Annotated in this window: 12 protein-coding genes and 5 tRNA genes; 16 read left to right on the forward strand and 1 reads right to left on the reverse strand. The window is 42.1% G+C overall.

The annotated features are described in order from the left end of the window. Positions 1 to 55: 55 nt before the first annotated feature. The gene (locus tag FLA_RS03315) at positions 56 to 640 is read right to left on the reverse strand and encodes a riboflavin synthase (RefSeq protein ID WP_076381970.1); all 585 of its coding nucleotides are present in this window, start codon (positions 638 to 640) and stop codon (positions 56 to 58) included. Between the two features lie 96 nt (positions 641 to 736). On the opposite strand from FLA_RS03315, the gene rpsU reads away from it, so the two are divergent. From rpsU to FLA_RS03395, 16 genes are all read left to right on the forward strand, one after another. Further along, complete coding sequence (gene rpsU, locus FLA_RS03320) at positions 737 to 934, forward strand: 30S ribosomal protein S21 (RefSeq protein ID WP_076381969.1); 198 nt, start codon at positions 737 to 739, stop codon at positions 932 to 934. A gap of 61 nt (positions 935 to 995) precedes the next feature. Further along, a complete protein-coding gene (locus FLA_RS03325) occupies positions 996 to 1955 on the forward strand; it encodes a tyrosine-type recombinase/integrase (RefSeq protein WP_076381968.1) in 960 nt (319 codons plus the stop codon). 138 nt (positions 1956 to 2093) lie between these two features. After that, positions 2094 to 2393 (forward strand): HPF/RaiA family ribosome-associated protein, encoded by a 300-nt coding sequence (locus FLA_RS03330; protein WP_076381967.1) that lies wholly within the window; start codon positions 2094 to 2096, stop codon positions 2391 to 2393. Between the two features lie 54 nt (positions 2394 to 2447). Continuing rightward, positions 2448 to 2717 (forward strand): hypothetical protein, encoded by a 270-nt coding sequence (locus FLA_RS03335; protein ID WP_076381966.1) that lies wholly within the window; start codon positions 2448 to 2450, stop codon positions 2715 to 2717. A 138-nt stretch (positions 2718 to 2855) separates the two neighbouring features. Further along, a tRNA-Thr gene (locus FLA_RS03340) sits at positions 2856 to 2931 on the forward strand. 9 nt (positions 2932 to 2940) lie between these two features. Further along, a tRNA-Tyr gene (locus tag FLA_RS03345) sits at positions 2941 to 3026 on the forward strand. 82 nt (positions 3027 to 3108) lie between these two features. Then, a tRNA-Gly gene (locus tag FLA_RS03350) sits at positions 3109 to 3181 on the forward strand. A gap of 9 nt (positions 3182 to 3190) precedes the next feature. Next, a tRNA-Thr gene (locus tag FLA_RS03355) sits at positions 3191 to 3262 on the forward strand. 122 nt (positions 3263 to 3384) lie between these two features. Continuing rightward, positions 3385 to 4572: an elongation factor Tu gene (gene tuf / locus FLA_RS03360; protein WP_076381965.1), complete on the forward strand. Its 1188-nt coding sequence runs from the start codon at positions 3385 to 3387 to the stop codon at positions 4570 to 4572. Positions 4573 to 4671: 99 nt separating this feature from the next. Further along, positions 4672 to 4742: transfer RNA gene (locus FLA_RS03365), tRNA-Trp, on the forward strand. 29 nt (positions 4743 to 4771) lie between these two features. Further along, the gene (gene secE, locus FLA_RS03370; RefSeq protein ID WP_076381964.1) at positions 4772 to 4981 is read left to right on the forward strand and encodes a preprotein translocase subunit SecE; all 210 of its coding nucleotides are present in this window, start codon (positions 4772 to 4774) and stop codon (positions 4979 to 4981) included. 6 nt (positions 4982 to 4987) lie between these two features. Beyond that, complete coding sequence (gene nusG, locus FLA_RS03375) at positions 4988 to 5575, forward strand: transcription termination/antitermination protein NusG (protein ID WP_076381963.1); 588 nt, start codon at positions 4988 to 4990, stop codon at positions 5573 to 5575. 106 nt (positions 5576 to 5681) lie between these two features. After that, positions 5682 to 6266: an RNA polymerase sigma factor gene (locus FLA_RS03380; RefSeq protein ID WP_076381962.1), complete on the forward strand. Its 585-nt coding sequence runs from the start codon at positions 5682 to 5684 to the stop codon at positions 6264 to 6266. Between the two features lie 58 nt (positions 6267 to 6324). After that, complete coding sequence (locus FLA_RS03385) at positions 6325 to 7488, forward strand: FecR family protein (protein WP_076381961.1); 1164 nt, start codon at positions 6325 to 6327, stop codon at positions 7486 to 7488. Positions 7489 to 7693: 205 nt separating this feature from the next. After that, entirely contained in the window at positions 7694 to 11236 is a 3543-nt protein-coding gene (locus FLA_RS03390) for a SusC/RagA family TonB-linked outer membrane protein (RefSeq protein WP_159445179.1), read from the forward strand. Between the two features lie 10 nt (positions 11237 to 11246). Further along, a complete protein-coding gene (locus FLA_RS03395; protein WP_076382082.1) occupies positions 11247 to 12617 on the forward strand; it encodes a RagB/SusD family nutrient uptake outer membrane protein in 1371 nt (456 codons plus the stop codon). Positions 12618 to 12625: the final 8 nt, after the last annotated feature.

Below are 12625 nucleotides of genomic sequence, written 5' to 3' on the forward strand. Positions count from 1 at the left end.
AGTGTGGAATTCCAGATATACCACTCAATACGAATATTCCTTTTCGCAGAGCTGGCTATAAACCAGCTCTGCGCTGTATGTATTTACCGATAATATCAAATTCGATATTCACCCGGGTACCTTGTTGTACCTCCGAAATACTGGTGTGGTTGTAAGTATAGGGGATAATAGCTACGGTGAATTCGTTACGGGTAACGTTAAAGATGGTAAGGCTGGTACCGTTTACCGAAATAGATCCCTTTTCAATAACCAGAGCGGCAAATTTTTCGGGGAAAGAAAAACGGAATTCCCAGCTGCCATCCAGGTCCTGCCTGTCAATGCAAACAGCTGTAGTGTCTACATGGCCTTGTACAATATGACCATCTAAGCGGCCATTCATCAACATACAACGCTCAATATTTACTTTTTGGCCGGTGATCCAGCCCGCCAGGTTGGTTTTTTTCAGCGTTTCTTCAATGGCGGTTACCCGGTGGGCTCCGTCTTTTATCTCTTCTACGGTTAAACACACGCCATCGTGGCTTACACTCTGATCTATTTTAAACTCCTCTGAAAGGGGAGAAGTGATCCAGAATGTTTTGTTGGTGCCTGTGCTAATTACTTCTTTTACCTGTCCTGTGGCTTCTATTATTCCTGTAAACATTTTTCAAAGTTAGTAACTTCAGTTTTTATTTGGAATTTTCCACAGTTGTTCTATATTTGCATTCCAAAAATTTTTTCACAAAAGGAGGTATCCACAATGCTTATTATAGATTCAAAAGATTGCGAAAACATCGACAAAGCCCTCAAGAAGTACAAAAAGAAATTTGAGAAAAGCAAAGTCCTGTTGCAATTAAGAGAGCGTCAAAGCTTTACTAAGCCGTCTGTTAGACGTCGCGGCGAAGTGCTGAAAGCAATCTACAAGCAGAATTTAGCTAGTGGCAAAATCGAAGCTTAATTGATTTAATCAAGCATATTTAAAGGTAGCTATAAGGTTGTAACTTTGTAGCTACCTTTTTATGTTAGCACTATACGAACCTTACGTCCAGGAATTTCTCAACTATCTCCGTTTTGAGAAGCGGTATTCCCAACATACCATATTGTCGTACCAAAACGACCTGGAGCAATTTTTTACCTATCTCGCAGCCGAATTCGACGGCCCCGATGTTCCGCAGATTACTGCCGGCCTTATCCGTAGCTGGATGGCATCTCTGAAAGAAGAGAAGCGTACCGCTAAAACCATCAATCGCAAAGTATCGGCCCTGCGCTCCTTTTTTCGCCGGCAAATGATAAATGGCGTTATAGCTCAGTCTCCTCTCACTACTGTCATCACTCCCAAAATAAGCAAGCGGCTGCCTGTTTTTGTAGCAGAAAAAGATATGGCTGCTGTTTTTAAAAAGCCCGGAAGCCCAAAAGAAGACGCCACAGGGGTAGAAGAAGAGGAAGTGGATATTGAAAAAGGAATGACAGAATGGGAAAAAGAGGTAGGTAAGCTGATTATGGCTGTTTTATACAATACCGGGATGCGTGTAAGCGAGCTGGTGAATTTAAAAGAGCGCCAGGTAGATGCGCATTACAGTCAGCTGAAAGTAGTAGGGAAGGGCAATAAAGAGCGTCTTATCCCCGTGTCGGCAGGATTGATGAAGGAATTGCAGGATTACATGGCTAAAAAGCGCTTAAAATCGCTTTCAGAGGTAGAGTTTCTGTTTGTGAATGATGCAGGTAAGCAAGTGAATAGGGGGAGGGTTGGAAGATTGGTGAAAAAATACCTGACAGAAGTAACCACGATAGAGAAAAAGAGCCCTCATGTGTTACGGCACACCTTTGCTACCCATCTCATGAACCACGGGGCCGATTTAAATGCGGTAAAAGAATTACTAGGACATAGCAGCCTGGCGGCTACCCAGGTATACACCCATAACACTATCGAAAAGCTGAAAGAAGTGTACCAAAAAGCGCATCCGAAAGGAGGGGGCTAGTACGAATATATTCTGTTGTTAAAAACGGCTGAAAATGCTCCCAAAAACTTGATTATTTGATCCCGTTGTACTACCTTCAAAGTACCTCTCTGATTAGTTCTTTTAAATATTTTTCTCACCGTTTAAAAGTGATTTACTATGAACGTAAACATCCAAACTGTGCACTTTGATGCAGACATGAAGCTGATTGACTATGTAAGTAAAAAACTGCAAAAGATCGGCACCTTTCACGATAAGGTTATCAAAGTGGATGTTTTTTTGAAGCTAGACAATGTAGTACACACGATTAAAGACAAAATTGCAGAGATTCAGGTTCATGTGCCTAAGCAGAAATTTTTTGTAAAGGCATCGTCTAAGTCTTTCGAAGAATCTTTCGATAGCGCCCTCGATTCTCTGGTAAACCAAATAAAAAGAAAAAAAGACAAACAAACGGTTTAAATGAAGGGGCTTCGGCCCCTTTTTTGTTTATAGGCTCGAAAAAAAGTGATAGGTATGAAAAAGTGGATGATGATGGCAGCAGTGCTGCTGGTGGTAATGGCAGGATGTTCTGAAAAAAATACTTTATTGGCCAAAGCGCACATTGTGGAGCGAAAAGCGCTTGCAAATGGCAGATTAAGAGTGAATTATATATTTACCCTAGATAATCACACGACTATTAAAGATAGCGCAGATGTAGACAGGGAAAGGGTTGTGCCGCACGACTCGGTTACCGTTCGTTTTTCTCCTAAAGATCCCTCGCAAAATAGTTTGCAACTACCCTGATAGCCAGAAGAATAGATATTTGAAGGGACTCAAAAAAAAAGTTGAAATTTTTCTCGAAGAAATTTGGTGAAATCAGAACTTCTCTTACCTTTGCAATCCCGAAAAACACGGGGCAGTTCTTAAAAAGCAAAAAAATAGGCCACTTTAGCTCAGCTGGTAGAGCAACTGATTTGTAATCAGTAGGTCGTTGGTTCGATTCCGACAAGTGGCTCCAATTTTTTACGGGCAGGTTCCAGAGCGGCCAAATGGGGCGGACTGTAAATCCGCTGTCTTTCGACTTCAGAGGTTCGAATCCTCTCCTGCCCACCACACTTTCAAGGCTGGTCAGTTACTGTATAGAAATTGGCTGGTTTTTGAGCGTTAAGTTCTTTCTGTATCAAACGTTTTAATTGCGGAAGTAGCTCAATTGGTAGAGCGATAGCCTTCCAAGCTATAGGTTGCGGGTTCGACCCTCGTCTTCCGCTCTTATATAAGCCGTTGTGGCTCAGTGGTAGAGCACTTCCTTGGTAAGGAAGAGGTCGTGAGTTCAATTCTCATCAACGGCTCGGCTTTTATAGTAATGGTGCAGAAAGAATATAGAACATTGTGAAGTAAGAAGGCTTTGCCGTAAGGCAGGGCCAGTTACGTAAAATACAAATTGTAAAACCACAACAAAAAAACCGATAAGATGTCTAAAGAGACCTTCAAGAGGGAGAAACCTCACGTAAACATTGGTACCATCGGTCACGTAGACCACGGTAAAACCACATTAACCGCAGCTATCACCGACGTTCTTGCTAAAAAAGGTTTAGCACAAAAAAAGAACTACGATGAAATCGACGGTGCTCCTGAAGAAAAAGAGAGAGGTATCACAATCAATACCGCTCACGTAGAATACCAGACTGATAATCGTCACTATGCGCACGTAGACTGTCCAGGTCACGCTGACTATGTGAAGAACATGATCACTGGTGCTGCTCAGATGGACGGTGCTATTCTTGTTGTGGCTGCTACAGATGGTCCTATGCCTCAAACTAAAGAGCACATCCTGTTAGCTCGTCAGGTAGGTGTACCTCAGATCGTTGTATTCATGAACAAGGTTGACCTTGTTGATGATGCTGAACTGTTGGACCTGGTTGAAATGGAAATTCGCGAATTATTAAGCTCATACGGTTTTGATGGTGATAACACACCAATCATCAAAGGTTCTGCTACAGGCGCCTTAGCTGGTGATCCTCAGTGGACTGGTGCTGTTGAAGAACTGATGGCTGCAGTTGATTCTTATATTCCTCTGCCTCCTCGTCCTATCGACCAACCGTTCCTGATGTCTGTGGAAGACGTATTCTCTATCACAGGTCGTGGTACAGTTGCTACCGGTCGTATCGAGCGCGGTATCATTAAAGTAGGTGAGCCAGTTGAGATCGTAGGTCTGATCGAAGCTCCTTTGAACTCTACTGTTACCGGTGTTGAAATGTTCAAAAAATTATTGGACGAAGGTCAAGCTGGTGATAACGCAGGTTTACTGTTACGCGGTATTGAAAAATCTCAAATCCGTCGTGGTATGGTTATCTGTAAGCCAAAAACTATCACTCCGCACACTGAATTCAAATGTGAAGTATACGTACTGAGCAAAGAAGAAGGTGGCCGTCACACTCCATTCTTTAACAAATACCGTCCTCAGTTCTACTTCCGTACTACAGATGTAACTGGTGAGTGTATGCTGCCAGAAGGAACTGAAATGGTTATGCCTGGTGATAACATCGGTTTAGTAGTTAAACTGATCGCTCCAATCGCTATGGAAAAAGGTCTGAAGTTCGCTATCCGTGAAGGTGGTCGTACTGTAGGTGCCGGTCAGGTTACTGAAGTAATCAAATAATCATGCACTCCCTTTGATGGTGAGTACAGATGTTATATCTTTACAAAGTACTCGGGTTAAACCGGGTACTTTGTATCTAAAGACTGAAGTTCTTTTTTTACGGGCCTAGTTCAATGGTAGAATAGAGGTCTCCAAAACCTTTGATACGGGTTCGAATCCTGTGGCCCGTGCATTTCAATCAAATTCAAATTGCGGAATAGTGAATAAAGTTTCTAACTATTTCAGGGACTCATACCAGGAGCTGGTAGAGAAAGTAACCTGGCCTACTTGGTCTCAGTTACAGCAGTCTACTGTAATCGTTTTATCTGCAACCGTTCTTATTACCGCTATGGTTTGGGCAATGGATTTCGCAGGTAACCAATTACTAAAGCTGATCTATAATTTATTTATTAGTAAAGGTAACGGTTAATACGTCATGGAAGGTACAGCACAACAAACAGAAGCAGCAGAAAGCAAATGGTACGTGCTACGTGTCGTAAGCGGTAAGGAGAGAAAGGTTAAAGAGTACCTGGATAAAGATATTTCACGTAGCGGTTGGACCGATATTGTGAAGCAGGTTTTCCTGCCTATGGAAAAAGTTTATAAAGTGCAGAACGGTAAAAAAGTAATGCGCGAAAAAAACTACTTCCCTGGTTATGTAATGCTGGAAGTTACCGATGGTAAATTAAATGACGACATTATTCAGCATATCAGTAACGTGAGCAACGTTATGCATTTTCTTACTGATGGCAAAGGCAGCAAAGGTAACATTATCTCTCTGCGTAAAGCTGAAGTAAACAAAATGCTGGGTAAGGTAGACGAAATGAATGATCAGGGTGTTACCCTTTCTGAACCGTTTATCGTTGGTGAAACTATCAAAATCATTGAAGGTCCGTTTAACGACTTCAATGGTGTTATCGAAGAAGTGAACGACGAGAAGAAGAAACTGAAAGTAACAGTAAAAATCTTCGGACGTTCCACACCAGTAGAATTAAACTACATGCAGGTTGAAAAACTCGCATAGTCCTTATAAAATGCTTTAAAAAAGCGCTTCCCATCCGGAAGCGCTTTTTTTATGCCCCTCATTTACTTAATTTTAGCTTTTTAACTAAAGGCTTAACTGCTTCTGAATGAGTATACATGATTTACAGCAGGATGGTAGCGTGCAACAGGAGGCTGGCAAGTCATTTACAGAAGTATATCGCCAATACAGCCCTCAGATTTATCTGAATGTGCTTAAAATGGTAAAAGATGCTGATACGGCAGAAGAAATAACGCAGGAAGTGTTCACCAGCCTTTGGCAGCGATGGGATAACCTGCAGATTGATAAAAGCCTGGAAGGGTATATTTATCGTATGTCGGCCAATAAGGTGTATGATTTTTTCCGCCGTTTGAAATCTGACAGGGCTATGGAAGCGCATTTTGTTGCTCTGGCAGTAGAACATTACTCACATATAGAAGAAGCCTTACAGATCCGCGAAAACGAGCAATTGCTGCATCAGGCTATAGAACAGCTTACTCCACAACAGCAAAAAGCGTATCTGCTTTGTAAAACCCAGGGCTATTCTTATAAAGAAGCAGCTGAAATGATGGGAATATCAGTACATACGTTGAAAGAATACCTGGTGAAAGCCAATCAAACTGTTCGTAATTATCTGATAACCAATATTGATAAGACATTGGTGCTGCTTTTCTGGGTGATCATAAAAAAATAATCTTCCCTATACCCCCCTGAACATTTTTGTCGTACGTCTTGAATAAAACAAGTGTAGTTTGAATCAGGCTGTTGATATACCATCTTTATTGATAAAACTGGAAAAAGGTACTTGTTCTCCGGAAGAAGCAGAAATGCTGATCACGTGGATGACAACACCTGCCAACCAGCAAACTGCTACCGCTATGGTGGAGCAGCAGATGGCTACACCAGTGTTGGAAGGTGCGTTACCGCAACACCGTATAGACAGCCTGGAAAGAGGAAGACTACGTATCCTGGAAAATAAATCAGGCGATGCCATACCAGTGGTGCACAGGGTACATTTGTTACGCCGCAAATGGTGGTGGGCAGCAGCGGCTTTCATAGGCATCAGTGCAACGGCAGTAATAGCCTTGCTCAACCGCCAGCCGGCCCCCGCAACCAACATAGCCCGTTATAAATCCGATATACAACCGGGCCGCAATGGCGCCATACTGGCAATGGGTAACGGCAAAACTATTTTGCTCGATACCATAGCCAACGGCAGCATGGCCGGCATTCCTATGGTAAAAACAGGAGAGGGCAGTATAACATATCAGGGAAACGAATCAACTGCCTCCTCCGTTTTTTATAATACTTTATCTACACCACCAGCACGCAAATTCAGCATGCAGCTGCCCGATGGCAGCACTGTTTGGCTGAATGCCGCATCTTCAGTAACCTTTCCTTCTGCATTTGCAGGCAAGGAAAGAAAGATTGAAATTACCGGGGAAGCGTATGTAGAAGTAAAAACAGATAAGAATAAGCCTTTTATAGTAAAAGCGGGTAACAAAGAAATAAACGTGTTAGGCACCAGCTTCAACATCAATGCCTACACCAACGAGCCTGTAATAACCACCACACTGGTAGAGGGAAGCGTGGAAGTGCGCGACAATCAGCATCGTGTGCTGTTGCATCCGGGTGAGCAGGCCAACGACTTTACCGTGGCCACAGCCAACCTTGATCAAAACCTGGCCTGGAAAAATGGAAAGTTTAATTTCGACCAGACGGATCTGAAAAGTATAATGCGGCAAGTAAGCCGTTGGTATAATGTAAATGTGGTTTTTGAGAAAGATGCTCCTTCCTATGACTTCACTGCTAAATTGCCTGACAACCTTCCTGTGTCGGAAGTGTTGAAACTGCTGGAGATGACCAAACTGGTACATTTTGAGATTGAGGGCAATACCATTATTGTGAAAAAGTAACAGAGATACAGGCCTTATAAAAGAAAATCGCCCCGGCTCCACCCGAAGCGATTTCAGATTGAGGTCAACAGGTTCCTATTAAGTCCGCCGAGGACACTAATGCTTATTGTTTAACCCTCAAAACAAAACTATGCAATTGACTGCGCATGGCAAAGTTCCGTCTTGTCCGGAACGGAGAAAACTATCTATTGTACAAACTGTGCTTATGGCAAAAATGACTTTTGTACTTCTGTTTGTAGCCACCTTGCAGGTGGGTGCACGGAGCATTGGCCAAACAATGACGGCCAGCTTTAACAATGCAGGCCTTAACGAAGTATTCCGGGAGGTAGAGAAACAAACCGGTTACACATTCGTATTTTCTAAGGTGCAAATGCAGCAAGCGGGTAAAGTAACTGCTTTATTTAAATCTACCCCGCTGCCACAGGCACTGAAAGAGATTTTTAAAGACCAGCCATTCACCTTCCAGGTTTCTGACAAGTACATTGTGGTACAACAGAAATCAGCTGAGGGCATGAGTGCCAGCCTGAACAGCGCTATGGCCCCACCGGATGCTATTAAAGGAAAGGTAACAGATGAAGCCGGCAACCCCATATCCGGCGCTATTGTAACCGTAAAAGGCACACATATTCAAACCTATACCAACGAGCGTGGCGAGTTTCAGTTAAAAGACGTTACAGCAGAAGCTACACTGGTGATCAGTTCATTAAACATCGAAACAAAAGAGGTACCCTTGAAAGGCCGTACCGAAATAACCCTGGTAACCAAGGCAAAGATCTTTGCACTGGAAGATGTCAGCATTGGTAATTTTAATTATGGTTATGGAACCATCAGCAAAGACAGGGCTGCAGGCGCTGCCAGCAAGATAAGTGATTCGGCATTGGCATCTACACCCACTATTAGTTTAATAGCCCGGTTAGAAGGTGTAACACCTGGCTTAAAAGTAGATAACAAAAACAATAAACTGTTGATTAGAACTACCAATAATTACACTTCTGGTTCAGAACCCTTAATTGTAATCGATGGTTTCCCGCAAGTACCCGTAGGCGATCAGCAGAGCCTGATTAAAGGCCAGGGTGGAAATGTTGCTAATAACGCATTATATAGCTATGTAAACCCTAACGACATTGAATCTATTACAGTATTAAAAGATGCATCTGCAACTTCTATATGGGGTTCAAGGGGGGCTAATGGAGTAATTGTAATCGAAACCAAAAAAGGTAAGAAGGGCAATGCTTCTATTAACTTCTCTTCTAATGTGGGTGTGTCAAGACCAGCTAACCTCAACAAGTTACGTTGGATGACTTCGGCTCAATATATTGATCTGGAGCAGGAGTTAGTAGATAAAGGATATGCTGTTGATCCGCTGGCAAACGGTACTCCAAGTATCTGGACATACAATAACAGCGAAGCTTCGGAGTGGATATTTAAGTACAAACGTGGTACTATTACCCAGGCTGAACGTGATGCGGCATTGGCTAAATTGAGCAGCTACGATAGCAGGCAGCAGATCAAAGACTATCTGCTACAAAGTGCAGTAAATCAGCAATACAATATATCTGCATCGGGAGGAAGTGATAACAGCACTTATTATGTTTCAGGAAACTATACAAGAGACAGGCCGGTGTTTAGAAGCAACGATGCACAAAGTGCTTCCATTACTGGTAACATCACTTCTAATCTTATTAAGCAGAAGTTAACCTTCAAAATGGGTTTTAACTATGTGTATGCGGTTAGCAAAACTAATACTGCTGCAGTGGACGCTTTAAGCGTAAGTACTACCGCATTAAGACCTTACGATTTACTGGTGGACGAGAGTGGAAACACTATAAAACGGGACCCAAGGTTTCGCTCTGAAATTACTACGCCACTGGTAGCCAAAGGATATTTGCCATTTACTTATAATGCAATAGATCAACTGAACTATTCTAATACTGTAGGAAAGGATACGCGTGTACGTATTAACATGGATTTGAATTATAAGTTTAATAACTGGCTGAATATGGATGTGTATGGTATGTATCAGTCATACAATACCACACAAACATTGTTGGATGAGTTAAACAGCTATGTTACACGTTACAATGTAAACTACGGTACAACTGTTAATACAGCCGGTAAACTGGTATACGGTTATCCTTATGGCGGAGTATTAACCACTAACCTTAGTTCTGGGTATGATTATAATATGCGGGCGCAAATTAACCTGAACAAGCGCATTAGTGGCGATCATCAGGTTGTAGCATTAGCAGCCACTGAAATTCGTGAAACCTTTTCTACCGGTGATGGCTATAAACGCTATGGCTTTAATAGCGAAACCTTAACATCGCAGGCTATCAATCCACTGGCTCCTTACAATACCATGGATGGATATACCAGTCAGTTAAGCAATCCACTGTTAACATATTCGGAATCGAAAAAGAGATATTTGTCTTACCTGGGTAATTTCTCCTACCTGTATAAAGAAAAGTATATAGCAACGGGTAGCATGCGGTTTGATGATTACACCATGATGGGACTTGATAGACAAAAGCGTGCAAAACCTTTCTGGTCGGCAGGTTTAAGATGGAATGCTTCACGTGAAGCGTTTATGCAGGACGTGAAATTCCTGAACGACTTAAATGTGCGCCTTACTTATGGTACATCGGGTAGTGTACCATTAGCAGGTACTAATATCCCACTGATTTCCATTAGTGGAACTGATTCGCGCACACAACAGCCGATTGGCAATATCCAAACTCCGGCGAACCAACAATTAGGCTGGGAAACCACCAAAACATTAAATGGTGGAGTGGGTGCTTCCTTTTTTAATAACAGGCTTACTGCTACAGTAGATATATATAGCAAACGGTCATATGGTATTATGTATAGTTTGCCTTTTAACCCTACTTATGGCTGGTCTTCAGTAACTTTTAATACAGCCACCATGTCAAGTCATGGTTTTGAATTTGGACTTACAGGACATATTTTCCGCAAGAAGGACTGGGGCTGGACTTCTACCTTTAACTTCTCGTATGGAACCAATAAAGTAACCGATTCAAGATTCCCTAGCAATAGCTCTAACCTGGTGCCAGGTGGTACTCCGTTGGTAGGATATAGCATAGGAAACCTGTTTGTGTACAAATGGGCAGGGCTTGATAACAAAGGGCAATCGCAGATTTACGATGGCAATGGTAAGATTGTTTCCAGCACTGAATACACCAATACCTTTACCATTAAGGACGTTAAATATGCAGGAACAACTATTGCCCCTTACTACGGTGGTTTCTTTAACACATTCCATTATAAATCGTTTACGTTTGATGTGCATATTAGTTACTACATGGGGCATGTATTCCTGAGACAGTCAGTAGATAACTATCCTAACTTTATTCCGTTTACGGGCGTGTTAGATAGAAACGCAGATCTGGCAACCCGTTGGAGAAAACCAGGTGATGAAGCTACAACGAATGTGCCTGGTTTGAGTAATATGACCTACAATAGCTGGCTACGCTATAAGAACTCTGATGTATTGGTAGAAAAAGGAGATAACATCAGGCTACAGCAAATTTCTTTGTCCTATAGCGTACCTGTACAGTATCTGCCTAAAGGCATATTCAAGTCTTTATCAGTAAGTGCTAATGCCAGAAACCTGGGATTGATATGGACTGCGAATAAAAAAGGCTTAGATCCGGAATATCTGAATACTGGTAGCTACACCAGCCTGAGACCTGCCACCAATTATGTATTTGGTTTACAAGCAACATTTTAATCTTATTGATATGAAAAAATATTTCTTATATATATTGCTTTTTAGCCTTGTATCCTGCCGTAAGTATGTGGAGGTAGAACAAAAAGGAGTAAAAACATTAAAAAGTACCAATGATTACCGGTATGTAATGAATGACAATTCCATATTGGAAACAGGTTATGGATTACATATTCTTTCGGGTGACGACATCAGTATTACTGATTCAATAAGAGTGAATTCGCTTTCTTTGGCCTATAACAACTATCAGTTAGGGGCTTATATATGGGATTCGGTTTATTACACTGTAACGCAAAGCGATGCAGAGTGGAACCGTGATTATAAGCTCATTTATACCTGTAATGAAATACTGGAAGGGGTGATAGATAGTGAAGGTGGAGCAGATAGTCTTAAAAAGCAGATTTATGGAGAAGCGTTGGTGCATAGGGCCGATACGTATTTTCAGCTGGTAAATCTTTTTGGTAAGCAATACGATGAAGCTACGGCTGCATCCGATATGGGAGTGCCTGTATTGTTAACCTCTAACTTATATGCCGATCTTACGCGGAGATCTGTAAAGGAGGTATATAGTCAAATCACCAACGATTTAACAGCCGCCTTGCCGCTTTTACCCGCTTTGCCCGATTTTAATGTAAGGCCAGCCAAAGTATCGGTGTACGCCTTGCTGGCACGTGTTTATTTGAATAAGCGTGATTTTGTAAACGCAGGCTTGTATGCAGATAGTGCGCTGAAATTGCAAAGCACACTGGTGAATTATAGCACACTTGCCAGTAATGCGGCTTTGCCTTTACGATTGGCTGATCCGGAGATAATGCTATCCAAACTAGCTAACAACAGTTACACTGCCTTATCGCTCAATAATAACTTAGTGCAATTGCTGGGTACATCTGACCTGCGATACAAGTTCTTTACCAACACCAGCGCCGTTTTTAGTGGATCATTCTCTGCTGCGTTTACAGGTAGAACTTATTGGAGATCTATTTTAGGAGAAAGGGTAAATCTGATTGGTCCTGGCGTGCCTGAAATGATGTTGATTAAAGCGGAAGCAGCTGCAAGACAAAGTGATGCAGGTACAGCAATGTCGTTAGTAAATACTTTGCGCCAGAATAGGTTTGCACCTGCCGATTATGTAGCGCTTTCTGCAACAGATGCATCCGATGCTTTATTGAAAGTAGTACAGGAAAGACAGCGTGAATTATTTGGCCGCGGTTTTCGCTGGTTTGATCAGAGAAGGTTAAATAAAGATGCTGCGTTTGCTGCTACTGTTACAAGAACAGTGAGAGGAGTAACTTATACACTTGCCCCTAACAGCAACCGATACCTGTTTCCCATACCACCTAATGCTATGCTGTTAAACCCCGAAGTAAAGCAGAATCCGAGATAATAGCAAAC

Origin of the sequence: Filimonas lacunae, from assembly GCF_002355595.1 — a bacterium.
GTDB lineage: Bacteria > Bacteroidota > Bacteroidia > Chitinophagales > Chitinophagaceae > Filimonas > Filimonas lacunae.